General features: G+C 69.3%; 23 protein-coding genes and 1 riboswitch. Of the genes, 16 read left to right on the forward strand and 7 right to left on the reverse strand.

Features of this window, described 5'->3' with window-relative positions; genetic code table 11:
* Nucleotides 1–201 precede the first annotated feature (201 nt).
* Nucleotides 202–2,073, reverse strand: a complete 1,872-nt coding sequence (locus tag E0W80_RS10750; protein WP_131492441.1) for an FAD-dependent monooxygenase — start codon at nucleotides 2,071–2,073, stop codon at nucleotides 202–204.
* 145 nt (nucleotides 2,074–2,218) lie between these two features.
* Here E0W80_RS10750 and E0W80_RS10755 point away from each other — a divergent pair, with 145 nt between their 5' ends.
* Nucleotides 2,219–2,929 carry a helix-turn-helix domain-containing protein gene (locus tag E0W80_RS10755; protein WP_131492442.1) on the forward strand — a complete coding sequence of 237 codons (711 nt, stop codon included), beginning with the start codon at nucleotides 2,219–2,221 and terminating at the stop codon, nucleotides 2,927–2,929.
* Between the two features lie 102 nt (nucleotides 2,930–3,031).
* On the opposite strand, the gene E0W80_RS10760 is transcribed toward E0W80_RS10755, so the two are convergent.
* Nucleotides 3,032–4,411 (reverse strand): MFS transporter, encoded by a 1,380-nt coding sequence (locus tag E0W80_RS10760; protein WP_131492443.1) that lies wholly within the window; start codon nucleotides 4,409–4,411, stop codon nucleotides 3,032–3,034.
* Nucleotides 4,412–4,499: 88 nt separating this feature from the next.
* Between E0W80_RS10760 and E0W80_RS10765 the strand changes: the two genes are divergently transcribed.
* The 9 genes from E0W80_RS10765 to E0W80_RS10805 all read left to right on the forward strand — a co-directional run bounded on the left by E0W80_RS10765 (nucleotide 4,500) and on the right by E0W80_RS10805 (nucleotide 13,742).
* A complete protein-coding gene (locus E0W80_RS10765; RefSeq protein WP_131492445.1) occupies nucleotides 4,500–6,023 on the forward strand; it encodes a fumarylacetoacetate hydrolase family protein in 1,524 nt (507 codons plus the stop codon).
* Nucleotides 6,020–6,706, forward strand: a complete 687-nt coding sequence (locus E0W80_RS10770) for a GntR family transcriptional regulator (protein WP_131492447.1) — start codon at nucleotides 6,020–6,022, stop codon at nucleotides 6,704–6,706. Before E0W80_RS10765 ends, E0W80_RS10770 begins: the two co-directional genes overlap by 4 nt.
* Nucleotides 6,703–8,202, forward strand: a complete 1,500-nt coding sequence (gene hpaE / locus E0W80_RS10775) for a 5-carboxymethyl-2-hydroxymuconate semialdehyde dehydrogenase (protein WP_131492449.1) — start codon at nucleotides 6,703–6,705, stop codon at nucleotides 8,200–8,202. The genes E0W80_RS10770 and hpaE overlap by 4 nt, the downstream gene beginning before the upstream one ends.
* 93 nt (nucleotides 8,203–8,295) lie before the next feature.
* Nucleotides 8,296–9,462, forward strand: a complete 1,167-nt coding sequence (gene hpaD, locus E0W80_RS10780) for a 3,4-dihydroxyphenylacetate 2,3-dioxygenase (protein WP_131492451.1) — start codon at nucleotides 8,296–8,298, stop codon at nucleotides 9,460–9,462.
* 9 nt (nucleotides 9,463–9,471) lie between these two features.
* Nucleotides 9,472–10,257 carry a fumarylacetoacetate hydrolase family protein gene (locus E0W80_RS10785; protein ID WP_047522684.1) on the forward strand — a complete coding sequence of 262 codons (786 nt, stop codon included), beginning with the start codon at nucleotides 9,472–9,474 and terminating at the stop codon, nucleotides 10,255–10,257.
* Nucleotides 10,242–11,042, forward strand: coding sequence for an HpcH/HpaI aldolase/citrate lyase family protein (locus E0W80_RS10790; RefSeq protein ID WP_131492453.1), 801 nt, complete (start codon nucleotides 10,242–10,244; stop codon nucleotides 11,040–11,042). The genes E0W80_RS10785 and E0W80_RS10790 overlap by 16 nt, the downstream gene beginning before the upstream one ends.
* Before the next feature lie 111 nt (nucleotides 11,043–11,153).
* Nucleotides 11,154–12,401, forward strand: a complete 1,248-nt coding sequence (locus E0W80_RS10795; protein WP_131492455.1) for an MFS transporter — start codon at nucleotides 11,154–11,156, stop codon at nucleotides 12,399–12,401.
* Between the two features lie 22 nt (nucleotides 12,402–12,423).
* Nucleotides 12,424–13,146 (forward strand): DUF6882 domain-containing protein, encoded by a 723-nt coding sequence (locus tag E0W80_RS10800; RefSeq protein ID WP_047522678.1) that lies wholly within the window; start codon nucleotides 12,424–12,426, stop codon nucleotides 13,144–13,146.
* A gap of 32 nt (nucleotides 13,147–13,178) precedes the next feature.
* Nucleotides 13,179–13,742, forward strand: coding sequence for a phage holin family protein (locus E0W80_RS10805; protein WP_131492457.1), 564 nt, complete (start codon nucleotides 13,179–13,181; stop codon nucleotides 13,740–13,742).
* Nucleotides 13,743–13,788: 46 nt separating this feature from the next.
* Here the strand turns inward: E0W80_RS10805 and E0W80_RS10810 are convergent, their stop codons facing one another.
* On the reverse strand, nucleotides 13,789–14,667 hold the full coding sequence (locus tag E0W80_RS10810) for a bifunctional methylenetetrahydrofolate dehydrogenase/methenyltetrahydrofolate cyclohydrolase (protein WP_131492459.1): 879 nt from the start codon (nucleotides 14,665–14,667) through the stop codon (nucleotides 13,789–13,791).
* The gene (glyA, locus tag E0W80_RS10815; RefSeq protein WP_131492461.1) at nucleotides 14,664–15,938 is read right to left on the reverse strand and encodes a serine hydroxymethyltransferase; all 1,275 of its coding nucleotides are present in this window, start codon (nucleotides 15,936–15,938) and stop codon (nucleotides 14,664–14,666) included. The genes E0W80_RS10810 and glyA overlap by 4 nt, the downstream gene beginning before the upstream one ends.
* 40 nt (nucleotides 15,939–15,978) lie before the next feature.
* Nucleotides 15,979–16,063: riboswitch (ZMP/ZTP riboswitch) on the reverse strand.
* A gap of 106 nt (nucleotides 16,064–16,169) precedes the next feature.
* Here glyA and E0W80_RS10820 point away from each other — a divergent pair.
* The 6 genes from E0W80_RS10820 to E0W80_RS10845 all read left to right on the forward strand — a co-directional run bounded on the left by E0W80_RS10820 (nucleotide 16,170) and on the right by E0W80_RS10845 (nucleotide 23,715).
* Nucleotides 16,170–17,681 (forward strand): family 20 glycosylhydrolase, encoded by a 1,512-nt coding sequence (locus E0W80_RS10820; protein ID WP_131492463.1) that lies wholly within the window; start codon nucleotides 16,170–16,172, stop codon nucleotides 17,679–17,681.
* Nucleotides 17,678–18,847, forward strand: coding sequence for an amidohydrolase family protein (locus tag E0W80_RS10825; RefSeq protein ID WP_131492465.1), 1,170 nt, complete (start codon nucleotides 17,678–17,680; stop codon nucleotides 18,845–18,847). The genes E0W80_RS10820 and E0W80_RS10825 overlap by 4 nt, the downstream gene beginning before the upstream one ends.
* Nucleotides 18,848–19,550: 703 nt before the next feature.
* A complete protein-coding gene (locus E0W80_RS19500) occupies nucleotides 19,551–21,545 on the forward strand; it encodes a sigma-70 family RNA polymerase sigma factor (RefSeq protein ID WP_205802333.1) in 1,995 nt (664 codons plus the stop codon).
* Between the two features lie 9 nt (nucleotides 21,546–21,554).
* Nucleotides 21,555–21,926 carry a YrdB family protein gene (locus tag E0W80_RS10835; protein WP_131492468.1) on the forward strand — a complete coding sequence of 124 codons (372 nt, stop codon included), beginning with the start codon at nucleotides 21,555–21,557 and terminating at the stop codon, nucleotides 21,924–21,926.
* Nucleotides 21,927–21,950: 24 nt separating this feature from the next.
* Entirely contained in the window at nucleotides 21,951–23,315 is a 1,365-nt protein-coding gene (locus E0W80_RS10840) for an FAD-linked oxidase C-terminal domain-containing protein (RefSeq protein ID WP_131492470.1), read from the forward strand.
* On the forward strand, nucleotides 23,308–23,715 hold the full coding sequence (locus E0W80_RS10845) for an NUDIX domain-containing protein (protein WP_047519834.1): 408 nt from the start codon (nucleotides 23,308–23,310) through the stop codon (nucleotides 23,713–23,715). Before E0W80_RS10840 ends, E0W80_RS10845 begins: the two co-directional genes overlap by 8 nt.
* 15 nt (nucleotides 23,716–23,730) lie before the next feature.
* On the opposite strand, the gene nagB is transcribed toward E0W80_RS10845, so the two are convergent.
* The 3 genes from nagB to E0W80_RS10860 are packed head-to-tail and all read right to left on the reverse strand — an operon-like array spanning nucleotide 23,731 to nucleotide 26,699.
* Nucleotides 23,731–24,510 (reverse strand): glucosamine-6-phosphate deaminase, encoded by a 780-nt coding sequence (gene nagB / locus E0W80_RS10850; RefSeq protein WP_047519835.1) that lies wholly within the window; start codon nucleotides 24,508–24,510, stop codon nucleotides 23,731–23,733.
* A complete protein-coding gene (locus tag E0W80_RS10855) occupies nucleotides 24,503–25,468 on the reverse strand; it encodes an ROK family protein (protein WP_205802334.1) in 966 nt (321 codons plus the stop codon). Before E0W80_RS10855 ends, nagB begins: the two co-directional genes overlap by 8 nt.
* A 43-nt stretch (nucleotides 25,469–25,511) precedes the next feature.
* Nucleotides 25,512–26,699: an ROK family transcriptional regulator gene (locus E0W80_RS10860; RefSeq protein WP_131492472.1), complete on the reverse strand. Its 1,188-nt coding sequence runs from the start codon at nucleotides 26,697–26,699 to the stop codon at nucleotides 25,512–25,514.
* Nucleotide 26,700 lies beyond the last annotated feature (1 nt).

Genomic DNA, 26,700 nt, shown 5'->3' on the forward strand with positions numbered 1-26,700 from the left:
GCGCTCCCCCGGCATGAAAGAGAACTCACGACATGAAGGAGAACTCACGGCATGAAGGAGCAGATGGCCTGAACGCTCCTTCTTTTCGTGTGTTCTCCTTCAGGAGGACCGGCCCGCCCTGCCGCTGGAGCCTGCCGCTGGAGGCAGAGAGGGAGGCGGAGAGGGAGGCAGAGAGGGAAACGGAGCGCAGGGCTCGGTGCCTCACTCCGCGGGAAGGAACGCGCCGTCGAGGAAGCCCGCCAACGCAGCCGTGTCATCGAGCGGGAAGATCGCCGCGACGTACTGGTCGGGTCGTACGACGACCACCACTCCGTCGCGCGACAGTTCACGCGCCGCGAAGATGTCGGTCTCGCACCACTTGCTGGGGCCCGCCGCGTAGACCTTCTCCCAGTCGGTGAGCCCGAGGGGGCCGGTCTTCGGCTGGAACAGCGCGGGAGCCGAAGTCACTTCCACCTCTTCGAACGGCTGCTGGTAGACCGCCTTGACGTCGAAGAGTGCATCCACGTCGGCATCGGCCGGGGTGAAGCGGGCGAACAGCGGCTCGGCCTTCTCCGCCCAGGCGGCGAGCGCGTCACCGGTCCGGTCGCCGAACGCATAGACACGCCAGCGTCCGTCGGCCTTCGCGTGATGCCCCAGGTGGATGACGTTGCCGTCGCCGACCCGCACGACCTCGGCCGACTTGAAGCGCTTGCCGAGCGGATAGCCGGTCGCGAGCGCCTGATGGGCGTCTGTTCCGGTGATCATGGACGAGGTGTACTGCGTCATGAACCCGGAGGGGAACTCGGCGGTGGCGAGGTAGTAGGTCGCCAGCTCGTTGGGGTCGGAGATCTCCTCCGGCTTGCGCGCCATCAGCGTCGACCACTCCCGATCGAAGTCGATGAGCTGCTGTGCCACCGGTCGCCGTTCCGCACCGTACGTCGCCAGCAGCGTCTCGGGGGCGCGCCCCGTGAGTACCGAGCCGAGCTTCCAGCCGAGGTTGAAGCCGTCCTGCATCGAGACGTTCATTCCCTGGCCGGCCTTGGCGCTGTGGGTGTGGCAGGCGTCGCCGGTCAGGAACACCCGCGGGGTGCGTCCCGATTCGTCGATCACGTCGTCGAAGCCGTCGGTGACCCGGTGACCGACCTCGTACACGCTGTGCCAGGCGACCTCGCGTACGTCGAGCGTGTACGGGTGCAGGATCTCGTTGGCCCGGCGGATGATCTCCTCGATGGGCGTCTGCCGCACCCGGTGGTCATCGTCGTCGGCGACTTCACCCAGATCGATGTACATGCGCGAGAGGTACCCGCCCTCACGCGGGATGTGGAGGATGTTGCCCGCTTCGGAGTTGATCGCGCACTTGGTGCGCCAGTCCGGGAAGTCGGTGTTGACGAGGACGTCCATCACGCCCCATGCGTGCGCCGAGGACGCTCCCACGTGCGTCCGCCCGATCGCCTGTCGCACACCGCTGCGCGCGCCGTCGCAGCCGACGACGAACCGGGCACGGATGGTCCGCTCCTCGCCGACGCGCTCCCCCGCGACGTAGCGGATCCCCACCTCGACCGGGTACGCGCCGTCGTCGTGGACGGTGAGGCCCGTGAACTCCACGCCGTAGTCGGGGACGATCCTGCCGGGGCCGTGCGCAGCGGACTCGGCGAAGTAGTCGAGGACGCGCGCCTGGTTGACGATCAGGTGCGGGAACTCGCAGATGTCGTAGGCGTAGTCGGACGTGCGGGAGGTGCGGACGATCTCGTCGCGCTTGTCAGGATTCGGGCCCCAGAAGTTCATCCAGCCGATGTTGTACGCCTCGGCGATGATCCGCTCGGCAAATCCGAACGCCTGGAACGTCTCGACGCTGCGTGGCTGGATGCCGTCCGCCTGACCGAGCGGGAGACGTCCGCCGCGCTTCTCGATGATCCGGGTGGAGATGCCGGGGTACTGCGACATCTGAGCGGCGAGCAGCATGCCTGCGGGTCCGGAGCCGACGATGAGCACGTCGATCTCGTCCGGGATGTCGGCGGGCCGGTCTGCACCGATTCCGGCGGCATCCTGCACGCGCGGGTCAGCGGAGACATAGCCGTGGTGGTGGAACTGCATCGTCGTCGATTCCTTCCGGACTTCTTCGTCGGTCTTGCCTGCGGGTCTTGCTTTCGTCGAACGCTGTGTTCTATATTCGAACATGCTGTTCTACTATTGAACACAGCGTAGTCCGCGGCGCCGCACATCGCAAGGGAGCACCCGCATGCCCGAGAACACGAAGACCTCCCCCGCCTCGCAGACCCTGAGCCGCGGCATCCGCATCCTCGAAGTCCTGGCCGACGCGCGCGGGGCGCTCACGATCGACGAGATCTCCGCCTGCCTCGGGGTGCACCGCTCGATCGCCTACCGCCTGGTGCGCACACTCGAAGACCACCGCCTGGTGACGCGCGATGCCGCGGGGGCCGTGGGTCTCGGCGCCCGGATGGCGGCGCTCGCGGCCGGTGTCGCCCATGACCTCCAGGCCGAAGCACTCCCCGAGCTCACCGCGATCGCCAACGAGCTGGGCATGACCTGCTTCCTCGCCGTGCTCGACGGCGGGGAGTGCATCACGCTGGCGAGTGTCGAGCCCCGCCATGCGGTCGCCAGTGTCGCGCAGCGCCCCGGCGCCCGGCATCCCGTCACCGTCGGCGCACCGGGCAAGGCCATCCTGGCGCAGCTCCCGCCTGCCGAGTGGCCGGCGGGCGCCCCCTCCTCCCTCCCCGCAGACGTCGAGACGACGAAGGACCGCGGCTTCGCGACCAGCCACGACGAGGTCATCCCCACCGTGCAGTCGGTGGCGGTACCGCTCGCGCTCCGGGGTCAGCGCCCGGCCGCGATCGCCGTCGTGCACGTGGCGACCGCGCTCGATGATGCCGCGATCGCCGCGCGCCTCCAGCGTTCGGCCGAGGCCATCCGCGACTCCCTCGCCGGCTGACCCGGCCACAACAGCGCGTGCGGGATCAAAAACGCGCGCCTACGGGTGAGTAGACGCGCGTTTTCGATCCCGCAACGGGGCGAAGAGCGAGACCGGAGCGGGTCAGGCCTTCGCGAGTCCGTGGATCGGGCTGACGGACTGCTCCGCCTCGTGGTCCGGTCCGAGCGGAATGCCGGAGCGATCGCGCAGCAGCAGCGTGGCGATCAGTCCGAGAACCGTCATCCCGGCGAGGTACCACGTGACGGCGTCCGTCGAGCCCGTCGCGCTCACAATGGCCGTGGCGATCGTCGGTGCGAACGCCCCTCCGGCGATCGCGCCGATCGCGTAGGAGATCGACACCCCCGAGAAGCGGATGCTCGCAGGGAACAGTTCGGCGTACAGCGCCGCCTGCGGGCCGTAGGTGAAGCCGAGACCGATGGTCAGGATCGCGAGACCGGCGAACAGCAGACCGATCTCGCCGGTGTTCACGAGCGGGAACAGGGTGAACACACCGATCAGCTGCAACACCCATCCGATGACGTACGTCGTACGACGGCCGATGCGGTCGGACAGCCATCCGGCGAGAAGGGTCGTGAGCAGCCAGGTGACGGCAGAACCCGCGACAGCCCAGAGGACCGGTCCACGCTCGAGGCCGATCGACCCCTCGGGGTTGGTCGCGTAGCCCTGGATGTATCCGCCGGTGGTCATGTAGCCGACGGCGTTGTTGCCGGCGAACACCAGCGCCGCGATGATGACGAGCAGCAGGTGCTTGCGGAACAGCTGCGCGATCGGCATCTGCGCCTTCTCCTTGCGCGCGGCGAGTTCGGTGAAGACCGGGCTCTCCTCGACCTTGCGACGCACGTAGTAGCCGACGAGGATCAGCACCACGCTGAGCAGGAACGGCACCCGCCAGCCCCAGGCCATGAACTGCTCGCCCGGAGCGATCACGGTCATCAGCGCCATCACGCCCGAGGCGAGGAGCAGGCCGAGGGGAACACCGATCTGCGGCGACGCGCCGAAGATGCCGCGCTTCTTGCGCGGAGCGTGCTCGACGGCCATCAGCACCGCGCCGCCCCACTCACCACCGGCGGAGATGCCCTGGATAATGCGGAGCAGCACCAGCAGGATCGGCGCCGTGATCCCGATCGTCTCGTACGTGGGCAGGATTCCGATGAGCGCGGTCGCGGCGCCCATCAGGATGAGCGTCCACATGAGCACGGCCTTGCGCCCGAGCTTGTCGCCGTAGTGCCCCGCGAGGAAGGCGCCGAGCGGGCGGAAGAGGAAGCTGACGCCGACCGTCGCGAAGGCGACCAGCGCACTGTTCGCACCCAAGGGCTCGAAGAACAGCTGCCCGAACACGAGTCCGACCGCTGTGGCGTAGATGAAGAAGTCGTACCACTCGACGGTGGTTCCGACGACGGTTGCGAAGACGACGCGGCGCCGATCGGCCGATGTCGCGATGGTTCCGGTGGGCGTGAACCCATCCTGTGACTGCCCGCTCATGGGGTGTCTCCTTCTGGTTTGTGACCGCATTGTCACGGCGCGCAGCGGAACGGATCCAAATGCTTGCCGAGGGGTGAACCGATGATATATGATTTCGAATACGACGCACAAGGCGTCGCAGACGAGCGCGAGGAGGCGCCCCGTGACGGAGACCATCAGCCGCCCCGGCAAGATCATCGCGATCCATCTGAGCTACGCGTCCCGTGCTGATCAGCGCGGCAGGCGCCCCGCCTCCCCCTCCTACTTCTTCAAGCCGGCGAGTTCCGTCGCCGCCTCGGGAGGCACGGTCGAACGCCCTGCCGGCACCGAGCTGCTCGCCTTCGAAGGGGAGATCGCCCTCGTGATCGGCACGGCGGCGCGTCGGGTCCCGCTCGCCGAGGCCTGGTCGCACGTCAGCGGGGTCACCGCATCGAACGACCTCGGCCTGTACGACCTCCGCGCGAACGACAAGGGCTCGAACGTCCGCTCCAAGGGCGGCGACGGCTACACACCGCTCGGCCCGGACGTCATCGACGCCCGCTCGGTCGACCCCGAAGCCCTCCGCGTGCGCACCTGGGTCAACGGCGAACTCCGCCAGGACGACACCACGGCGGGCCTCATCTTCCCCCTCGCGCAGCTCGTGGCCGACCTCTCCCAGCACTTCACGCTCGAACCCGGCGACGTGATCCTCACCGGCACCCCCGCCGGCTCCTCCGTCATCGTCCCCGGCGACGTCGTCGAGGTCGAGGTGGACGCCCCGACCGCTTCCGGCGCCCCGACCTCGGGCCGACTCATCACCACCGTGACGCAGGGCGATGTCCCGTTCGACGGCGACCTCGGTTCACTCCCCGCCGTGGACGATCTGCAGCGCACCGAGGCCTGGGGGTCACGCGAGGAAGCCGGCCTCCCCCCTGTCGAGAAGGCTCCCACGCTCTCGCCCGAGCTGCGGACGCTGCTCCTCGAAGCCCCGACCGCCGGGCTCTCGGCGCAGCTCCGCAAGCGTGGCCACCACTCCTGCTTCATCGACGGGGTGTCGGTCAACATCCCGGGTCGCAAGATCGTCGGCACCGCGAAGACGCTGCGGTTCGTGCCGTTCCGCGAAGATCTCTTCACGGCCCACGGCGGCGGGTACAACGCCCAGAAGCGCGCCTTCGACGCGGTCGACGAAGATGAGGTCATCGTCATCGAGGCACGGGGCGACGCCACCACGGGCACCCTCGGCGACATCCTCGCGCTCCGGGCGAAGACCCGCGGGGCGGCCGGTGTGGTCACCGATGGCGGGGTCCGCGACTTCGATGCCGTGGCCGAGATCGGTCTGCCGGTGTTCTCCCAGGGCGCGCACCCGTCGGTCCTCGGACGCAAACACGTGCCGTGGGACGTGGATGTCACGATCTCCTGCGGCGGGGCGACCGTGCAGCCCGGCGACATCATCGTCGGCGACAGCGACGGCGTGATCGTCATCCCTCCCGGACTGGCGGAAGAGGTGGCCGCCGATGCGGTCGCCCAGGAGATCGAGGACGCCTGGATCGCCGAGCAGGTCGCCGCCGGGCATCCGGTCGACGGACTGTTCCCCCTCAACGCGGAGTGGCGCGCCCGCTACGAGGCCGCCACGTCCGACCGGGGTCAGCGATGACCACGGTCGCCAGCACCAGCAAGTCGGAGCAGGCGTACACCTGGATCCGCTCCCGCATCGCTGCACACGTCTTCGGCCCGGGATACCGCCTGGTGCTCGGCGCGATCGCCGAGGAGCTCGACATGAGCGTGGTCCCGGTCCGGGAAGCGATCCGCCGTCTCGAAGCCGAAGGTCTCGTCACGTTCGAACGCAACGTCGGCGCGCGGGTGACGCTCGTGGACGAGAGCGAGTACGCGCACACCATGCAGACCCTGGGGCTCGTCGAAGGCGCCGCCACCGCGCTCTCCGCTCCGCTGCTCGACGCCGACGCCCTCGCCGAGGCCGCGGAGGTGAACGAGCGCATGACGCGACTGCTCGACCACTTCGACGCACACAGCTTCACGGAGTTGAACCGTCAGTTCCACTCCGTGCTGTTCGCCCCGTGCCCGAACCCGCATCTGCTCGACCTCGTCCATCGCGGCTGGGCCCGGCTCTCCGGCATCCGCGACACCACGTTCGCGTACGTCCCGGGGCGCGCCCACCACTCGGTCGACGAGCACACGCAGATCCTCGAACTCATCCGCGAAGGGGCCGACCCGCTCGAGATCGAGCTCGCCGCCCGCAACCACCGTTGGCGCACGAGGGACGCGTTCCTCGATGCGCTGCACACCCGTACCGCTCACGCCACAGGAGAACCGTCATGACTGATTCGCGCATCCCCGCCGACCTTCCCGACCACATCCAGCACTACATCGACGGCGCGTTCGTCGACTCCGTCGACGGCGACACGTTCGATGTCCTCGACCCGGTCACCAACCAGGCCTACACGACCGCCGCCGCCGGGAAGAAGGCCGACATCGACCTCGCGGTCGCCGCCGCGAGGCGTGCATTCGACGAGGGCCCCTGGCCGCGGATGCTCCCCCGCGAGCGGTCGCGCGTGCTGCACCGGATCGCGGACATCGTCGAGTCGCGCGACGCCCGCCTGGCCGAGCTCGAGTCCTACGACTCCGGCCTCCCGATCACTCAGGCTCTGGGTCAGGCCCGTCGCGCCGCCGAGAACTTCCGCTTCTTCGCAGACCTCATCGTGGCGCAGTCGGACGATGCGTTCAAGGTTCCCGGCCGCCAGATGAACTACGTCAACCGCAAGCCGATCGGCGTCGCGGGCCTCATCACACCCTGGAACACGCCCTTCATGCTCGAGTCGTGGAAGCTCGGCCCCGCGCTCGCGACCGGCAACACGGTCGTGCTCAAGCCCGCCGAGTTCACCCCGCTGTCCGCCTCGCTGTGGGCGGGCATCTTCGAGGAGGCCGGTCTTCCGCAGGGCGTCTTCAACCTCGTGAACGGCCTGGGCGAAGACGCGGGCGACGCGCTGGTCAAGCACCCCGACGTGCCTCTCATCTCCTTCACGGGCGAGAGCCGCACCGGACAGATCATCTTCGGCAACGCGGCCCCGTTCCTCAAGGGCCTGTCGATGGAGCTCGGTGGAAAGTCGCCGGCTGTGGTCTTCGCCGACGCCGACCTGGAAGCCGCCGTCGACGCCACGATCTTCGGCGTGTTCTCCCTCAACGGCGAGCGCTGCACGGCAGGATCCCGCATCCTCGTCGAGCGCTCGATCTACGAGGAGTTCGTGGAGCGCTACGCGGCGCAGGCGAAGCGCGTGAAGGTCGGCTACCCCCACGATCCGGCCACCGAGGTCGGCGCGCTCGTCCACCCCGAGCACTACGACAAGGTGATGAGCTACGTCGAGATCGGCAAGACGGAGGGGCGCCTGGTCGCCGGTGGCGGTCGTCCGGAAGGCTTCGAGGAGGGCAACTTCGTCGCCCCCACCGTGTTCGCCGACGTGTCCCCCGACGCCCGCATCTTCCAGGAGGAGATCTTCGGGCCGGTCGTCGCGATCACGCCGTTCGACTCCGACGAGGAGGCGCTGTCGCTCGCGAACAACACGAAGTACGGGCTCGCCGCCTACATCTGGACCAACGACCTCAAGCGCGCACACAACTTCGCGCAGTCCGTCGAGGCCGGCATGGTCTGGCTGAACAGCAACAACGTGCGCGACCTCCGCACCCCGTTCGGCGGTGTGAAGGCCTCGGGTCTCGGCCATGAGGGCGGCTACCGCTCGATCGACTTCTACACCGACCAGCAGAGCGTGCACATCACGCTCGCGGCCCACTCGCACAACCCGACCTTCGGCAAGAACTGACCCTCTCCCCACGCTCCGGTCGCGATATGTCACCCTATTCGGCTCAGAACGCTGACATATCGCGACCGGAACCCCCAAAGCAAGGACGCTGACATGACCGACAAGACCGCAAAGACCCTGACCTCCTCGGGCTACTACGTGAGCCAGGAGGCACCGATCCAATCGGACAACCCTGTCACGACCCCGAAGAGCACGCCACCGGACATCCTGCGGTGCGCGTACATGGAGATCGTGGTCACCGACCTGGCCGCCTCGCGACAGTTCTACGTCGACATCCTCGGCCTGTACGTGACCGAGGAGGACGAGCAGGCGATCTACCTGCGCTCGACCGAGGAGTTCATCCACCACAACCTGATCCTGCGTCAGGGGCCGATCGCCGCCGTGGCCGCGTTCTCCTACCGGGTGCGCACGCCCGAAGACCTCGACCGCGCCGTCGAGTTCTACACCGAACTGGGCTGCGACGTCCGCCGCGACGAGAACGGCTTCGTCAAGGGCATCGGCGACTCCGTGCGTGTCGTCGACCCGCTCGGCTTCCCCTACGAGTTCTTCTACGCGACGGACCACGTCGAGCGTCTGTCGTGGCGCTACGACCTGCACACCCCCGGTGAGCTCGTGCGTCTGGATCACTTCAACCAGGTCACCCCTGATGTGCCGCGCGCGGTGCGGCACTACCAGGACCTGGGCTTCCGGGTCACCGAGGACATCCAGGACGACGAAGGCACCGTCTACGCCGCCTGGCTGCGCCGCAAGCCGACCGTCCACGACACCGCGACCACCGGAGGCGACGGTCCGCGCATGCACCATGTGGCCTTCGCCACGCACGAGAAGCACAACATCCTCGCGATCTGCGACAAGCTCGGTGCTCTGCGCCGGTCGGACGCGATCGAGCGAGGCCCGGGTCGTCACGGCGTCTCGAACGCGTTCTACCTGTACCTGCGCGACCCCGACGGCCACCGCGTCGAGATCTACACGCAGGACTACTACACGGGCGACCCCGACAACCCGGTCGTGACGTGGGATGTGCACGACAACCAGCGCCGCGACTGGTGGGGCACCCCGGTCGTGCCCTCCTGGTACACCGACGCCTCCCTCGTGCTCGACCTCGACGGCAACCCGCAGCCTGTGACCGCGCGAACCGACTCCAGCGAGATGGCGGTGACCATCGGCGCCGACGGCTTCTCGTACACGCGTGCCGACGAAGGCGAGAAGTCGATGCCCGAGTACAAGCAGGGCGAGTACAAGCTGGGCCACCAGCTCTAGGAGGCACGGATGCTGTCAGAGGAGACGATCGCGCAGATCGCCGCAGAACTCGCGGAAGCCGATCGCACGCACGCGGTGATCCCGCGGATCACGGCGCGATACCCGGAGGCCACGGTCGAGGATTCGTACGCGATCCAGGGCGTCTGGCGCGACACCCAGATCGCCGCGGGGCGCCGCCTCGTCGGGCGCAAGATCGGTCTGACGTCGAAGGCGATGCAGCAGGCGACGGGTATCACCGAGCCGGACTACGGGGTGATGTTCGACGACACCGTCCACGAGTCGGGCGCAGAGATCCCGGTCGACCATTTCTCGAACGTGCGCATCGAGGTCGAGCTGGCGTTCGTGCTGAAGAAGCCGCTCGAGGGGCCGGACTGCACCCTCGAGGATGCCCTGGAGGCGATCGACTACGCCGTCCCGGCACTCGAGGTGCTGAACTCCCACATCGAGCTCGAGGGGCGCACGATCGTCGACACGATCAGCGACAACGCCGCCTACGGCGCGATGGTTCTCGGAACGGTCCACCGTCGTCCGGACGAGATCGATCTGCGATGGGTGCCGGGGGTCCTCTCCCGCAACGGCGAGATCGAGGAGACGGGGGTCGCCGCCGGAGTGCTCGGCCACCCGGCCACCGGAGTGGCGTGGCTCGCCAACAAGTTCCATCAGCACGGCGCGCGTCTCGAGGCGGGCGAGATCATCCTGGCAGGATCGTTCACGCGCCCGATGTGGGTGTCGCGCGGCGATGACGTGCTGTGCGACTACGGACCGATGGGAACTGTCGCATGTCGCTTCGTCTAGATCCGTCGTTCCGAGAGCAGCTCGCCGCCACCGATCGTCCGTCCGTGGGGATGTGGGTCTGCTCGGGCAGCCCGCTCCTCGCCGAGGTCGCCGCAGGCTCAGGACTCGACTGGCTGCTGATTGACATGGAGCACTCGGCGAACACCCTCGACACGGTGCTCCTGCAGCTCCAGGCGGTCGCCGCGTACCCGATCACCCCGGTCGTGCGCGTCCCCTCCAACGACACCGTCGCGATCAAACAGGTCCTCGATCTCGGGGCGCAGAACCTGATCGTCCCGATGGTGTCATCCGCCCCGGAGGCACGCGCCGCGGTCGCCGCCACCCGCTATCCCCCGGCCGGCGTCCGCGGGGTGGGCAGTGCGCTCGCACGCAGTGCCCGGTGGAACCGCGTCGACGACTACCTTCAGGAGTCCGCGCAGCACACTTCCCTCACGGTCCAGATCGAGACGACCGCCGGGGTCGAAGCCGCTGCCGAGATCGCCGCGGTCGACGGTGTCGATGCGGTGTTCGTCGGTCCGTCCGATCTCTCGGCCTCGATGGGCCTGCTCGGCCAGCAGACCCATCCCGACGTCACGGCCGCGGTCAAGACCGTGTTCGATGCCGTCACGGCCGCCGGGAAACCGGTGGGTGTCAACGCCTTCGACCCCGCCACGGCAGACGCCTACCTCGCCGCCGGTGCCGACTTCGTGGCGGTCGGCGCGGACGTCGCACTGCTCGCCCGTGCCTCCGAGGCCCTCGCCGCACGCTTCATCCGCGCGGACGGGAGCGCACGCGCCAGCTACTGACCCCTCGAATCGCGCAACCGGCTGCCTCGGTGGCCTGGAGGGGAGCATGTGCGCGATTCGAAGGTGCCCGCCGTGGCAAGATGATCGGATGCGCACGAGCGAGTCCAGGAGATGATCCGCGGCCTCGCCGCGATGCAGGACCGGAACTTCCGCTGGTTCTTCCTGGCACGCGCGATCACCATGATCACCGGCTCGATGTCGTCGATCGCACTCGCGTTCGCCGTGCTGGAGATCGACAACGACGCGCGTTCGCTGTCCTTCGTCCTCACCGCGTTCACCGTCAGCAACATCGTGTTCGTGCTGTTCGGCGGCGTCATCGCCGACCGTCTGCCGCGCGCTCTGATCATCCAGGCCTGCTACGTGGTGGACATCCTGTCCATCGGCGCGATCGCGGCCCTCCTGTTCACCGGCAATGCGACGATTCCGCTGCTCGTGCTGCTCTCGATCGTCAACGGTGCTTCGACCGCCTTCGTGCTCCCCGCGATGCAGGGCATCATCCCGCAGCTCACGACCCCCGAGCATCTGCAACAGGCCAACGCGATGCTGTCGTTCGTCCGTTCCGCCGTCACGATCGGCGGTCCGGTCCTGGCCGGGATCCTCGTGGCCATGGCCGGCCCCGCCTGGGCGATGGTGGTCCAGGCCGCGGGCTGGGCCGTCGCGATCCCGGTGCTCGCACTCGTGAAGCTGCCGCCGCCCTCGCACGCCGGCGGCACCACGATGTTCCATGACCTGCGGATCGGGTGGCGGGAGTTCTGGAGCCGCTCCTGGTTGTGGACGGTCGTGCTGGCCTTCATGGTCATGAACGCGATCCACATCGGCGCCTGGGGCGTGGTCGGCCCCTACATCGCGAAGAACAACGACCTCCTCGGGATCACGGGGTGGGGATGGGTGCTCAGCGCCGAGGGTACCGGCGTGCTGCTGATGACACTGCTGCTGATGTGGTTCCCGCTGCGGAGACCGCTGCGCTACGGCATGATCGGCATCGCCGCGTTCGCGATCCCGGTGACGATACTGGGCGTCCATCCCGCCGTGGTCCTCCTCGCGATGGCCGCCTTCATCGCGGGTGCCGGCGCCGAGGTCTTCAGCACCGGATGGAACCTCGCGATGATGGAGAACATCCCCGGCGAGAAACTCTCCCGGGTCGCGAGCTACGACATGCTCGGCAGCTTCGTCGTGATGCCGATCGGCACGCTGATCTACGGCTGGCTGATCACGCATGCGGATCCTGCGACCGTGCTCGTGACCTCGGGCGTCGTCTACGCGTCGATCGCACTGGTCACCCTGATGGTGCCGAGTGTCTGGCGGATGGGTCGACCGGAAGCGGTCACGAAGACCCCGGCCGAACTAGCGGATTCATAGCATCTCCGGGGAGACTGTCGGCATGACCTACGCCGCGCTCCAGCCCCTCGCCGACCGTGCCGCTCTGTTCGTCGCGCTCCGCCAGGACGCCCTCTCCGCCGCCGCCGATGCCCTCGGCGAGCACCGCTGGGACGCGGACATGGCGCAGGGAACGCTCACCTTCACCGCGAACGACGACCCGTCGCGCCAGCTCGTCACACGCGCGCACCTGATCGCCACGATCGCACCGGGGCCGCGCTCGCTGCTCTGGGCCTGGGCTCATCCCAGTGGAGACCCGCAGGGCATCGCGACGCAGCTGCACACCTACGGCACCGCGCACGGCATCACCGAACTGACCACGCCGGAGGTGCCGTTCCCCGCCGAAGCCTCGGGCGACGACGAGTGGATCGCGCAGGCCGCGCACACGGTCGGCGGCGCCGCGGTCGAGCTCACCGGACGCTCGCCGTACTACTCGGCCCCCGTCGGCAACGGCACCCGGGCGGTGTTCCTGCTCGACGCTCCGCTCGCGCCGCTCACCGTCGCGGTGGCCGTCGTCGCGCTGCCCCGCGTGCTCTCGGGAATGGATCTCTCCGACGCCCGCACGGCGGTGTGGGACCTCGCGCGGCTCGCAGGCTGGACCCTCACCTGGACCGACGAGTCCTTCTCGGGCGCGATCGTCACGGATGCCTCGGGGACGGCGACGTTCCGCTTCGACGAGCAGGCCCGCATCAGCGGCATCGAGAGCACGCTCACCGCACAGGGGTGAGTCCGCGAAGGCGGATGTGGGATTCTGGTCGCATGAAGAACGGAATCGTGCGATTCGTCGCGCTCGCGGTGTTCAACGTCGCCGTGCTGCTGCTGATCGGCGTGCTGCTGCCCGGTGTCTCGGTGGGCCTGAACGCCCTGTGGGCTTCGGTCGTCCTGACCCTCGCCGCTCTCTTCGTGAAACCCCTGCTGGCAGGTGCGTTCCGCAAGTCGGCGGCGAAGTCCGCCTCCGAGCGCACGAAGGCCGGCGAGAAGGTCGTGCAGTACGTGCTCGTGTACGTCGTCGAGCTCATCATCTGGGTGCTCACGGTGTGGCTGAGCGGCGTCCGCGCCTCGGGGTTCTGGGGCTTCGTGCTCCCGCCGGTCGCTCTGCTCCTCGGCTGGGTGATCTACGACCGGATCGATGACAGGATGCGGGCCAAGACCGCAGAGATCTATGACTCCGTGCAGGCGAAGGTGAGGGGCGGCAGCCGGTCGAAGCCCGCCCCCGCCACGAACACCGCGGCGTCGGAGTCGCCGGAGACGGCGGCTGCACGCGAAGAGCTCCGCGACGGCCTGACCCCCGAACAGCGTCGGATGCTCGACGAACTCGGCTGACCGTCGTCCGGAGGGATGCGCCACGCGGGCACCCCTCCGGAAGCGATCAGGCGAGCCGCTCTGCGGCCTCCACGACGTTCGTCATGAGCAGGGCGACGGTCATCGGGCCGACGCCACCCGGGTTCGGGGAAAGGTACCCGGCGACGTCCGCGACGCCGGGCGCCACATCGCCGAACACCAGGTTCTTGCCGGTCTCCGGGTCGGTCTCCCGGGTCACACCGACGTCGAGCACTGCTGCCCCCGGCTTGACGTCTTCGGGACGGATGAGGTGCTTGACGCCCGCGGCCGCGACGATGACGTCGGCCTCCCGCAGGTAGCGAGGCATGTCGACCGTGCCCGTGTGGGTCAGCGTGACCGTGGCGTTCAGGTCGCGACGGGTGAGCAGGAGCCCGATCGAACGGCCGATCGTGACACCGCGGCCGACCACGACCACGTGCTTGCCCCTGAGGTCGTAGTCGTTGCGCAGCAGCAGCTCGATCACGCCGCGCGGTGTGCAGGGCAACGGCGTGTGGATCGGACCGTTGACGTTGAGCACCAGGCGGCCGAGGTTGGTCGGGTGCAGGCCGTCGGCGTCCTTCGCCGGGTCGATCCGCTCGAGGATGGCGTCCGTGTCGAGGTGCTTCGGAAGAGGCAGCTGCACGATGTACCCGTGGCACGCGGGATCGGCGTTGAGCTCGTCGATCAGCGCCTCGACCTCGGCCTGCGTGGCGTCCGCCGGGAGCTCGCGCTGGATCGAGTTCATCCCGATGCTCTCGGACTGCCGGTGCTTCATGCCCACGTAGAGCTGCGAGGCGGGGTCGGCGCCGACGAGCACCGTCGCGATGCCCGGGGTGATCCCCTTCGCCTTCAGCGCGGCTACCCGCTCGGTGAGCTCCGCACGGATCGCGGCCGATGCGGCCTTCCCGTCCAGGATCTTCGCGGTCACTGCTGCAGGTCCGGGTAGAGCGGGAACGCGGCGGCCAGGGCGTCGACGCGAGCACGCAGCGACTCCACGTCCGCACCGGGGAGCAGTGCGAGCGCGATGATGTCGGCGACCTCGGTGAACTCGGCGTCCCCGAAACCGCGGGTCGCGAGTGCGGGCGTGCCGATGCGCAGACCCGAGGTGACCATCGGCGGGCGCGGGTCGTTCGGGACCGCGTTGCGGTTCACGGTGATGTGGATCTCGTGCAGGAGGTCTTCTGCCTGCTTGCCGTCGATCTCGGCATCACGCAGGTCGACCAGCACCAGGTGCACATCGGTGCCGCCCGAGCGCACGGCGATGCCGGCATCCTTCAGGTCCTGCTTCGACAGACGCTCGGCGATGAGCGCGGCACCGCGCAGCACGCGCTCCTGGCGCTCCTTGAACTCGGGCGTGCCTGCGAGCTTGAACGCGGTCGCCTTGGCGGCGATCACGTGCATGAGCGGCCCGCCCTGCTGGCCCGGGAACACGGCGGAGTTGATCTTCTTGGCGATGTCGGCGTCGTTGGTGAGGATGAAGCCCGAGCGCGGCCCGCCGATCGTCTTGTGCACGGTCGACGAGACGACGTGGGCGTGGGGCACCGGGTTCGGGTGCAGGCCCGCGGCCACCAGACCCGCGAAGTGCGCCATGTCGACCCAGAGCAGAGCCCCGACCTCGTCGGCGATCTCGCGGAACGCCGCGAAGTCCATCGTGCGCGGGTAGGCCGACCAGCCGGCGATGATGACCTTGGGTCGGTGCTCGATCGCGAGACGGCGCACCTCCGCCATGTCGATCGTCGAGGTCTCGGGGTCGACACCGTAGGCGACGATGTCGTACAGACGACCCGAGAAGTTGATCTTCATGCCGTGCGTCAGGTGACCACCCTGGTCGAGGGAGAGGCCGAGCAGGGTGTCGCCGGGGCGGGCGATGGCATGGAGGACCGCGGCGTTGGCGGAGGCGCCGGAGTGCGGCTGCACGTTCGCGAACTCGGCACCGAACAGGCTCTTCGCCCGCTCGATCGCGAGGGACTCAGCGACGTCGACCTCTTCACAGCCGCCGTAGTACCGACGCCCGGGGTAGCCCTCGGCGTACTTGTTCGTGAGCACCGAGCCCTGCGACTGCAGCACCGAGACGGGAACGAAGTTCTCGGAGGCGATCATCTCGAGGAAGGTCTGCTGACGCTTCAGCTCACGGTCGAGGACCTGAGCGATCTCCGGATCGACTTCGGCGAGCGGGGCGTTGAAGTAACGGTCGGTCATGATGACGTGCTCCTTTGACAACGGATTCGAAAGGGGTGTTCCTATCGGCCCAGGCGCGCGGTCGAATTCCGTGGTCAGTCGCTCCCCGGTGGTAGTCCACCCAGACGCCAGTCGCGACGGTTACGAGCATAGCCGATGCCGGAGCCGTCGCACGCGGTCGCGACGACGACGGCGCAGAATCGTTTCGATTCCCCCATTCCCTCCTGCCACGACGACCGGTAGGTTTTGTTCATGGTCCTTCCTCATCCTCTTCCGCTCGTCCCTGCGCCCGTGTCCGCCGTCGCGCGGGAGGAACGGATGCCGCTCACCGCGACGACGCGCGTGCTCGGCTCCTCCGCGGCCGCCGCACAGCTGGTCGACGCGATCGAACGCCGCACCGGAATCCGCCTCGCCCTCGTCGATGAGGCCGACGCCGAGATCGAGCTCCTCGTCGACCCCGCCTCCTCCGCACCCGAGGGCTACACGCTCGAGATCGGAGAGCGGGCGATCCTCGTCGGTGCCGACGAGGCCGGGCTCTTCTACGGCGTCCAGACGCTGCTGCAGCTGCTGCGCCAGGAGGACTCCGGCTGGGCGCTGCTCGGTGCCGACGTCGCCGACTCCCCTCGCTTCGCCCGACGAGGTGTCATGCTCGATGTGGCTCGGCACTTCTTCGGCGTCGACGACGTGAAGAAGTTCATCGACAGCACCAGCGCCCTGAAGTTCAACCACCTGCACCTGCACCTGACCGACGACCAGGGATGGCGCGTGCACATCGACTCCTGGCCGTTGCTCACCGAGCGGGCGGCCGGCACCTCCGCGAACGGAGACCCGGGTGGCTTCTACACGAAGGACGACTACCGCGAGATCGTGGCCTACGCCGCCTCGCGTCACATGATCGTGATCCCCGAGATCGATCTGCCCGGCCACACCCACGCGATCGGCGTCGCCTACCCCGAGCTCGTCGAGGCACCCGTGCTGAACGACAACCTGATCGCGGACTCCGCTCGCCTCGGCCAGCCGCTGCCCGTCGCCGGCGAGACGTACCTCGGCTGGGGCGTCGGTCACTCGAGCGTCCGCATCCACGACGAGCGCACCTACGCGTTCGTGCGCGACGTCGTCCGCGAGCTCGCCGAGATGACCCCGGGACCGTACATCCACGTGGGAGGCGACGAATCGCTCGGCACCCCGCAGGCCGACTTCGACCTGTTCGCCGAGCGCGCCACCGCGATCGTCGTCGAGGCCGGCAAGACGCCGGTCGCCTGGCACGAGATGGGCTCGGCCGCAGACATCGCCGAGGGCACCGTCGGCCAGTACTGGGGCAAGACCACCCCCGAGGGCACGCACGCCGAGGAGGCCGCCCACTTCGTCGAGCGCGGCGGCACGCTGATCATGTCGGCGGCGAACGTCACCTACCTCGACATGAAGTACTCCGAGGACTTCCCCCTCGGCCTCACCTGGGCGGCCATCATCGACGTCCGCTCCGCGTATGAGTGGGAACCGACCTCCGTCCTCGACGTGCCGGACGCCGCGATCCTCGGCGTGGAGGCTCCGCTCTGGTCCGAGACCACCCGGACCCTCGCCGAGGTCGAACAGCTGGTCTTCCCCCGGGCGGCAGCGCAGGCCGAAGTGGCCTGGTCGCCGCAGGGAGGCCCGGAACGCACCTGGGAGTCCTTCCGCGTCCGGGTCGGGGCGCTCGCGCCGCTGTGGAAAGCTGAGGGGGTCGACTTCCACCCCGCAGAAGAAATCCCCTGGAGCGAACGTTGAGCACCCACTCCTCCGCGACCGGCTCGCTGGTCATCCATTCGGCACGCATCGTCGACGGCGGCGCGATCACCGAAGACGCCTGGGTCCGGATCGAGGAGGGCACCGTCGCAGCCCGCGGCACCGGTTCGGACTGGACATCGGCGGATGCAGTCGTCGATGCCACGTCCGTCGCCGGAGCGGGCGCCCTGCTCACCCCCGGCTTCGTGGACATCCACGGGCACGGCGGAGCCGGAGCGTCGTTCGACGACGGCGTCGACGCCATCCGCATCGGTCGCGACCTGCATCGCGCCCACGGCACCACGCGCGCCGTCGTTTCCCTGGTGACCGCATCGGTGGATTCGCTCGCACGGAACGTCGCCCTGATCGCCGACCTGACCGAGACGGACGCCGACATCCTCGGCTCCCACCTCGAGGGCCCGTTCCTCGACCCCGGCCATCACGGCGCTCATGAGCCGTCGCTGCTGCGCCATCCGGTCGCCGCGGACGTCGCACGACTGCTGGATGCCGGGCGAGGCACGGTCCGCCAGGTGACGATCGCACCGGAGCTCCCCGGCGCGCTCGACGCGATCAGGCAGATCGTGGCCGCAGGCTCGGCGGCCGCAGTGGGTCACACCGACGCGGATGCCGCGACGGCTGTCGCCGCTTTCGAGGCCGGTGCTTCGATCCTCACCCACGCCTTCAACGCGATGCCGGGCATCCACCATCGTGCGCCGGGCCCGGTGCTGGCCGCTGCGGCGGATCACCGGGTCGTGCTCGAGGCGATCGCCGACGACGTGCACCTCGATCCGCACGTCGTCAAGCTCGTGTTCGACGCGGCACCCGGTCGGGTCGCGCTCGTCACCGATGCGATGGCCGCGGCGGGAAGCGCCGACGGCCACTACGACCTCGGCGCGGTCAGCGTCACGGTGAAGAACGGCGTGGCCAGGGCGGATGACACCGGCTCGATCGCCGGCTCGACGCTCACCCAGGACGTCGCACTGCAGCGCGCGGTCGCTGCCGGCGTGACCCTCGAAGAGGCCGTGCGGGCGCTCACCGAGACCCCGGCCCGGGCGATCGGACGCGGCGCTGTGCTCGGTGGCCTGCGCCCCGGCATGCTCGGCGATGTCGTGCTGCTCGATGCGGAACTGCGCGTCGCACGCGTCTGGTCAGGACCCCGACTCGCCTAGGTCCTGCGTCGCGCGCGACGCACAGCTCTGCGCTCTCCGGTCGTACGTGCACAGGGCGGGGGGCCGCCGTTCCCCAGATCGGCGGCCCCGTCCCCTGCAGAGACGGGCGGCCGGGAACTCCTCCCCCGAGGCTCCCGACCGGCCCACCGGCGCATTCACCCCTCGCACCAGTGCCTGAACCCCGCCCCCCGGAGGAGTTCTTCGTGGCTGTCTCTCTGTGATGAGACGACGGTCTCATCGATTCATTACGCGACTTCGTGAAAAATCTTCGAGAAGTTCCTTCCGTCGCTCACCCGGTGCGGGCGGGAGGCCGCCGTTCCCCCGAACGGCGGCCTCGCTCCCCCTCCTGAGACGGACGGGCGGGGTACCTCCCCCGAGGCCCCGACCGCCCTACCGAAGCGAATACCGCTCGCACCGGCGCCTGGACTCCGCCCCCGGAGTCCGATTCGGCTGTCCTAACGATGAGACGGTCGCACCACGGATTCATTACGCGACTTCGCGAAATTCTTCGAGAAACAGCGTTTCCCTGCTCGGACGCGGACCGGATCCGCCGACGCGCGCCCCCGGAAGTCTGCGTACTTCGTGGGAAAGAGTGGCTTCCCTGGGAGATTCGCGAGAGACTGGAAAAGTCGCGTGATGAGCGGCGCCTCCACGCGTCTCACCCTGTAGAGGCGCAACCGCGCCCAGCGACAGATGGATGATTGTGCACGAAGAGAACTCGAGTCACGACGAACTGATCGGTGATGCCGACCTGATCCTCCGCGCCCGTTCGGGCGACACGGGGGCCTTCGGCGAACTCTGGCGACGCCACTACCCCTCGGGAATCACGGTCGCCCGATCCATCACGTCATCGATCGACCCGGATGACCTGGTGCAGGAGGCGTACACACGCATCTACCAGGCGATCATCAAGGGCGGCGGACCGAACGGGTCGTTCCGCGCCTACCTGTTCACGAGCATCCGCAACACCGCGGCAGGCTGGGGACGCGCCCGTCGCGAGACCGCGATCGACGAACTCGACACCGTCGCCGACCCCGAGACCACCGACCAGGCGGCGAACGAGGCGCTCGACCGGAGCCTCACCGCGCAGGCGTTCCGCAGTCTTCCCACCCGCTGGCAGGAAGTGCTGTGGTACACCGAGATCGAGCAGATGAAGCCGCAGGAGGTCGGTCACCTCCTCGGGATGAAGTCCGGTGCCGTGTCGCAACTGGCATTCCGTGCACGTGAGGGTCTCCGCGAAGCGTGGATCCAGGCGCATCTGCGCAGCGCCGAAGACGGCTCCGAATGCCAGTGGACCATCGAGCATCTGGGCGCCTACTCGCGGGGCAACCTCAGCACGCGCGACCACAAGCGACTCGAACTGCATCTCGACGACTGCGCGCGCTGCATGATCGTCGCTGCCGAGGCCAAGGATGTCTCGCAGCGTCTCGCCCTCGTTCTGCTTCCTCTCGTGCTGGGTGTCGCCGGCGCCTCGGGCTACCTCGCGACCCTGCAAGGCGCAGGCGCCCCGATCGTCGCTCTCGCGGCCATGCCGTCCAGCATTCCCGGTGCCGTCTTCGGCGGCGACGGAGGAGCCGGGGCCGTCGCCGCAGGCACGGCCGCGTCCGGCGCGGGCGCGGGTTCCGGCGGCGGCGCAGGTTCGGGCGGCGCCGCAGGTGGCGGTGCCGGTGGCGCGGGTGCCTCCGGCGGAGTCTTCACCGGGATCGGCGCACTCGTGGGAGCGGGATCCGCGGCTCTGGTCGTGGCCGGCGTCGTCGCTGCGGCGACGATCCTCCCCGGACTCGCCGGAGCGAACCCGGAGACGTCGCTGCCCAGTGCCGGCGACACCGACCCGTCGTCGATCACCTCGGACGTCGGACCCGATGAGTCGATGACGCTCGACGAACCTGTCGTGATCGACGAGCCGGTCACCCCTCCGCCTGCGCCGGTCCCTCCTGTGGAGGAGACCAGGACGCCCGCCGCGGACGCGGCCCCACCGGTCGAGACCCCTCCGGTCGCCCCGGTGACCCCGGTGGCCCCTGTGGCTCCGGTCGCGCCTCCCGAGCCGGTCGACCCCGTGCCTCCCGTCGATCCCCCGGACCCCGAGGTCGCGGAGTATCCCGTGATCATCTTCGGTGCGCCGGGCGCGACCGTCGAGGGACTGCTCGACGACAGCCCGGACGGCGGCGACACCATCGTCCTCGATGAGTTCGGCCAGGGGACGCTCGTCTTCTCGCCGAGCGTCGCTCAGAACGCCGCGCCCGAGGCGACGAAGGTCACCGTCACCCACACGCCCCCCGTGGGACAACAGGCGTTGATCCACCTGCCGCTGCGGGACTTCACTCCTGAGGGCGGCGTCATCGGGATCCGGTTCCTGGGCGACTGGGAGATTCCGCCGACGGAGGAGCCGGACACCGAGGACCCCGCGACCGAGGAACCGAACCCCGAGGACCCCCCGGCAGAGGAGCCCCCGGCAGAAGAGACGCCGGTCGACGAGTCCACGAACGACACGACGCCGACGGACGACACGACACCTGCCGACGAGACCCCCGTGGACCACGCACCTGCAGACGAGGAGCCCACGGAGGCTACCCCGCAGGAGACGGACCCCGCCGCGGTCGAGCCTGCCGCGTCCACGGCTCCCGAATCCGCTGCGCCCGGCACCGGAGCAGCGGATGACTCCACGGCCCCGACCGAGGACGCTCCCGCCGACGAATAGACTGGATCCATGCCCTCGGATTCCGCCCCCGTCCCCGGTGTCGACCGCCCGGCCTTCTCCGTCCTCGACATCGTCCGCGCCGTCGTCCTGGTCGTCGCCGTGGCCTCGCTCGCGCTGTGGGGCTTCGCCAGCTGGGACCTCCCGTGGAACATCATCGTCGGCATCGGGGCACCCGTCATCGTGGTCGTGATCTGGGCGCTGTTCCTCTCGCCCCGGGCGGTGCTCCGCGTGCACCCGTTCCTTCGCGCCGCGGTCGAGCTGCTCATCTACGTCGGTGTGACCATCGCGTGGTGGTCGATGGGACAGGCCCTGATCGGCACGGCTTTCGCGCTCGTGGCCGTGGTGTCCGGGGTGCTCAGCGGTCGGCGCGCGCTGTCGTGAGTGCCCTGTCGTGAGTGCCCTGTCGTGACTGTTCTGACGCTTCTGCGCGAGTCGCTCGGCGCGCTCATCGACACCGACGAGGCCTCGCTCGAGGAGGCCAGAGCCGATCGATCGGGTCACGCGGCACCCGGACGCCCTCTCGCCGTCGTGCATGCGGAATGCGTCGAAGACGTCCAGAAGACGATGCGCATCGCCACCGAGACCCGTACGCCGGTCGTCGTCCGCGGTGCCGGGACCGGCCTCGCCGGCGCGGCGAACGCCGGCAGCGGCGAGATCGTGCTGTCCCTGCGGCGCATGACCAAGATCCACGAGGTGCGTCCCGACGATCTGCTCGCCGTCGTCGAGCCGGGCATCCTCAACGCCGACCTCAACACCGAACTCGCACGGCACGGGCTCTGGTGGGCGCCCGACCCCGCGAGCCGCGACATCTCCACGGTCGGCGGCAACATCGCCACCGGCGCGGGCGGACTGCTGTGCGCTAAGTACGGTGTCGTGCGCGATGCCGTGCTCGGCGTCGACCTCGTCCTCGCCGACGGCAGGCTGCTGCATCTCGGGCATCGCAGCGTCAAGGGCGTGACGGGCCTCGACCTCACCGCGCTGGTCGTGGGCTCCGAGGGCACTCTGGGCGTGGTGGTCGGAGCGACGCTGAAACTGCGCAGGCTCGTCCCGGGCGAGACCTGCACGATCACCGCCACCTTCCCCGGCGTCCGCGCCGCTGCGGCGGCCTCCGCCGCGGTGACCGCCGCAGGCGTGCAACCGGCGATCATGGAGCTGATGGACGCGGCCAGCCTCGCGGCCGTGCACGCGTTGCTCTCGCTCGCCGCCCCCACGTCAGGGGCGGCCCAGCTGACCATCCAGACCGATGGCCCCGCGGCCGTCGCCGAGGCCGCCACGATCGCCGAGATCCTCCGCGCCCACGAGGGGGTCACGGTCGTCTCGCGCGACCGCGCCGAAGGGGAACGGCTGCTCGCGATCCGCCGGTCCATGCACGCCGCGATGGCGTCGCTCGGCACCACACTCATCGAGGACGTCTCGGTGCCGCGCAGTGCGATGCCCGCGATGTTCGACGAGATCGCGCGCATCGAGCAGGAGTACGCGCTGACGATCCCGACCGTGGCGCACGCCGGCGACGGAAACCTGCACCCGAACTTCCTCTTCGACGGTCCTGAGGCACCGCCGGAGGTCTGGGCCGCGGCCGACGAGTTGTTCCGCGCAGCGATCCGGCTGGGCGGGACCCTGACCGGTGAGCACGGCATCGGGGTCCTCAAGCGCCGCTGGCTCGCCGACGAGCTGGGCGAGGACCAGTGGCAGCTGCAGCGTCAGATCGCCGCGGTGTTCGACCCGCTCGGCATCCTCAACCCCGGGAAGGTCTTCAGCCCCGATGCCTGACATCCACGTGAGCGCGGCCGTGATCGCGGATGACGAGGGCCGGGTCCTGGTCGTGCGCAAACAGGGGACGACCCGATTCATGCAGCCCGGCGGCAAACCCGAGCAGGGTGAGACCGCGGCGCAGACCCTGATCCGCGAGCTGCACGAGGAACTGGGGGTGCTGCTCGACGAGTCCGACCTCCGCCCCCTCGGCACCTTCATCTCCGCGGCCGCGAACGAGCCGGGTCACCGTGTCGTGGCCGAGGCTTTCGCCGCCTCCCTCGATCCCGGATCCGTGACGGTCCAGGCGGAGCTGGCCGAGCTGCGGTGGATCACCCCGAGCGATGTCGCGACACTTCCGCTGGCGCCCCTGAGCATCGAGCACCTGCTGCCGATCGCCTGGCCCCCGCTCGCGGACTGACCGCCTCCTCCAGCGTCAGATGCCCTGCCAGGCCGGCTTGTTCGCGAAGGTGTAGCGGTAGTAGTCGGCCAGGGCGAGGCGAGACGCCGCGGCCTCGTCGACGACGACCGTGGCGTGCGGGTGCAGCTGGATCGCAGAACCCGGGAGGAGCGCGGTGAGCGGCCCTTCGACCGCGCGGGCGACGGCGTCGGCCTTCCCCTCGCCGAACGCGAGCAGCACGAGGTGGCGCGCCTTCAGGATGGTGCCGAGCCCCTGCGTGATGCAGTGCATCGGCACGTCGTCGATCGAGTCGAAGAAACGGGCGTTGTCTTCGCGGGTCTGCTCGGTGAGGGTCTTCACACGGGTGCGCGAGGCGAACGAGGAACCCGGCTCGTTGAAGCCGATGTGCCCGTCGGTGCCGATCCCGAGGATCTGCAGGTCGACACCGCCGGCGGCGTCGATCGCGGCCTCGTAGTCGTCACCCGCGTGCTGGATCGTCGCGAGCGCACCGTTGGGCACATGGATCCGCTCCGGATCGAGGCCGAGCGGCTCCACGACCTCGCGCGAGATGACCGACCGGTAGCTCTCCGGGTGCGCGGGATCGATGCCGACGTACTCGTCCAGGGCGAAGCCTCGCAGCTGCGAGAGATCACGACCGGCCAGCTGGGCGCGCAGAGCCTGATAGACGGGCAGCGGAGTCGATCCCGTTGCGAGGCCGAGGACGGCGTCGGCACGACGCTCGATCAGCTCCACGATCTCGGTGGCGACCAATGCGCCGGCGGCCTCGGCATTCTCGACGATGACGACCTCAGCCATGCGGGACGATCTCCTTCTCGGTGATGGATGCGCCGACGAGTGCGGCGCCGAAAGCGGCAGCGGGAGATCCCGCGGGGAGCAGTTCGATTCTCTCATCCAAGCGGAGCGACCGCATGAACGGTGACGCCTCCGCCCCCGCATGCAGCGCCGCGCGGACACCGTTCTCGAGACGGTCACCGAGCGCGGTGAGCCCGCCCCCGATGATGACGGTCTCGACATCCGCCGAGAGCACGAGCACACGCACCGCGGCCGCAGCGCCGTGATAGAGATCATCGCGAAGGGCGGACGCCAGGGGATCGCCGGCGTCGGCGGCATCGAAGATGTCCCTGATCGGCAGCGCCCCCGGCCGCCCCCAGGCCTTGGCGAGTGCTCCCCCACCGCAGAAGGTCTCGACACAGCCGCGCTGCCCGCAGCCGCAGAGCCGTCCGTGCGGATCGACCGAGATGTGCCCGACCTCACCGGCCGTCCCGCGGGCGCCGCGCCAGATGCGTCCGTCGAGCACGATCCCGGCCGCGACGCCGGTACCGAGATTCAGATATGCCATCGACCCGGTGACCCCGCTGAGCACGGCCGCCCCGAGGGCAGCCGCCTTCACGTCGTTCTCGACGCGGAAGGGTACTCCGAGGGCGCGCTCGGCCCGATCCGCGAGATCGAGTGACTCCACGCCGAGATTGACCGCGTGGACGACGCGCCCCGCTTCGGCGTCGACCAGCCCCGGGATGCCGATGCCGACGGAGCCGATGCGCGAGATCGGAAGGCCGGCCTCGTCGGCGAGCGCGGCGACCGACGCCACGATGCTCTCGACGACCGCCTCCTCGCCCCATCCGGTCGGTCGGCGGTGGCGACCGATGATCTCGCCGGTGGCGTCGACGGCGACCGCGTCGATCTTGGTGCCGCCGACGTCCAGGCCCACTCGAATCTGCCGACCGGCTCGGTCGGCGGCTCCTGCACCCTTCATCGGATGCGGCTCCCCGTGGTGTCGGCGTCGGTGCAGGCGGACGTCACGACACTCCCAGCTGTCCGGAGAGCACCATCACCGCAGCACCGCGCAGGACGATGTCGTCCTGGTGCGTCAGGCGCACGATGACGTCTTCGAACACGCCCTCGAGGGTCCGTGCGTGGAGCGTCTCGATGGCGGCGTCGATCAGGATGCCGTCGAGCAGGTCGGCCGGTCCGGACAGGACGACCTCGGAGAGGTCCAGCGCGGCGACGATGGGGGCGATGGCGATCGCCATGCGGGTTCCGGCATCACGGAGGATGTCGTCGCGGGAGTCGGGGTCGGCAGCGATCGCGGCACCCAGGCGGCTGACGCTCAGCCAGGCCTCGAGGCAGCCGTCCTTGCCGCAGGCGCATCGCGGTCCGCCGTCGGTGCCGACGACGACGTGTCCGATCTCCCCCGCGGCGAAGCGGCTCCCGAGCAGCGGCTGGCTTCCGGTGATGAGACCGGCACCGACGCCGCGTCCGATCTTGATGAGCATGAAGTCGGCTTTGGCTTCGCCGAAGGTGTACTCGGCCAACACGGCGGCGTTGGCGTCGTTCCTGGCGAGCACGGGAAGGTCGAGATCGACCCCGAGCTTGGCTTCGAGCGGGAAGTTCGTCCATCCGAGGTTCGGTGAGCTCAGCACGACCCCGTCCGGCCGCACCACACCGGGCGTGCCGATCCCGACGCCCAGCAACGGCTGGGTGGAGGCGGCGATGAGCGTCTGCGCGAGCTCGCGCAGCGCGGCATAGGCGGCTTCGCCGTCGGGCGACTCCGGGCGCGGCACCTCACGACGTTCGAGCACGTCGCCGTCGAGGCTCAGGACGGCACCGGTGAAGGCGCTGGGGCCGGAGAGATCGAGACCGAGGATCTGGTGACCGACGCGGTCGATGTCGATGAGGATCGGCGGCTTGCCGGGACCGACGGCCTCGCGGACGCCCATCTCGATGACGATGCCGTCTGCGATGAACTCGGCGACCAGGTCGGAGATGGTCACCCGGGTCAGCCCCGTCTCGCGGGACAGGTCAGCGCGGCTCATGGCTCCCGCGTGGTACAGCGTCTGCAGGACCAGGGCGCGATTGTGTCCGCGCGCGTGCTCCGGAAGCACTTTCGAGCGGGACCGCAGGTGGCGCCCCGGGCCGAAGGCATGCGTGTTCACGCCGAGGTACTCCACCGGCGAGGCGGGACGCTGTTCATCCGAAACGGACATG

Origin of the sequence: Microbacterium sp. PI-1 (assembly GCF_004337555.1) — a bacterium.
Taxonomy (GTDB): Bacteria; Actinomycetota; Actinomycetes; order Actinomycetales; family Microbacteriaceae; genus Microbacterium; species Microbacterium aurugineum.

What these genes read in the sequence shown, in the direction of transcription:
- E0W80_RS10750 (WP_131492441.1), bottom strand. Translation starts at nt 2,073, where the DNA reads ATGCAGTTCCACCACCACGGCTATGTCTCCGCTGACCCGCGCGTGCAG.
- E0W80_RS10755 (WP_131492442.1), top strand. Translation starts at nt 2,219, where the DNA reads ATGCCCGAGAACACGAAGACCTCCCCCGCCTCGCAGACCCTGAGCCGC.
- E0W80_RS10760 (WP_131492443.1), bottom strand. Translation starts at nt 4,411, where the DNA reads ATGAGCGGGCAGTCACAGGATGGGTTCACGCCCACCGGAACCATCGCG.
- E0W80_RS10765 (WP_131492445.1), top strand. Translation starts at nt 4,500, where the DNA reads ATGATTTCGAATACGACGCACAAGGCGTCGCAGACGAGCGCGAGGAGG.
- E0W80_RS10770 (WP_131492447.1), top strand. Translation starts at nt 6,020, where the DNA reads ATGACCACGGTCGCCAGCACCAGCAAGTCGGAGCAGGCGTACACCTGG.
- hpaE (WP_131492449.1), top strand. Translation starts at nt 6,703, where the DNA reads ATGACTGATTCGCGCATCCCCGCCGACCTTCCCGACCACATCCAGCAC.
- hpaD (WP_131492451.1), top strand. Translation starts at nt 8,296, where the DNA reads ATGACCGACAAGACCGCAAAGACCCTGACCTCCTCGGGCTACTACGTG.
- E0W80_RS10785 (WP_047522684.1), top strand. Translation starts at nt 9,472, where the DNA reads ATGCTGTCAGAGGAGACGATCGCGCAGATCGCCGCAGAACTCGCGGAA.
- E0W80_RS10790 (WP_131492453.1), top strand. Translation starts at nt 10,242, where the DNA reads ATGTCGCTTCGTCTAGATCCGTCGTTCCGAGAGCAGCTCGCCGCCACC.
- E0W80_RS10795 (WP_131492455.1), top strand. Translation starts at nt 11,154, where the DNA reads ATGATCCGCGGCCTCGCCGCGATGCAGGACCGGAACTTCCGCTGGTTC.
- E0W80_RS10800 (WP_047522678.1), top strand. Translation starts at nt 12,424, where the DNA reads ATGACCTACGCCGCGCTCCAGCCCCTCGCCGACCGTGCCGCTCTGTTC.
- E0W80_RS10805 (WP_131492457.1), top strand. Translation starts at nt 13,179, where the DNA reads ATGAAGAACGGAATCGTGCGATTCGTCGCGCTCGCGGTGTTCAACGTC.
- glyA (WP_131492461.1), bottom strand. Translation starts at nt 15,938, where the DNA reads ATGACCGACCGTTACTTCAACGCCCCGCTCGCCGAAGTCGATCCGGAG.
- E0W80_RS10820 (WP_131492463.1), top strand. Translation starts at nt 16,170, where the DNA reads ATGGTCCTTCCTCATCCTCTTCCGCTCGTCCCTGCGCCCGTGTCCGCC.
- E0W80_RS10835 (WP_131492468.1), top strand. Translation starts at nt 21,555, where the DNA reads ATGCCCTCGGATTCCGCCCCCGTCCCCGGTGTCGACCGCCCGGCCTTC.
- E0W80_RS10845 (WP_047519834.1), top strand. Translation starts at nt 23,308, where the DNA reads ATGCCTGACATCCACGTGAGCGCGGCCGTGATCGCGGATGACGAGGGC.
- nagB (WP_047519835.1), bottom strand. Translation starts at nt 24,510, where the DNA reads ATGGCTGAGGTCGTCATCGTCGAGAATGCCGAGGCCGCCGGCGCATTG.
- E0W80_RS10855 (WP_205802334.1), bottom strand. Translation starts at nt 25,468, where the DNA reads ATGAAGGGTGCAGGAGCCGCCGACCGAGCCGGTCGGCAGATTCGAGTG.
- E0W80_RS10860 (WP_131492472.1), bottom strand. Translation starts at nt 26,699, where the DNA reads ATGTCCGTTTCGGATGAACAGCGTCCCGCCTCGCCGGTGGAGTACCTC.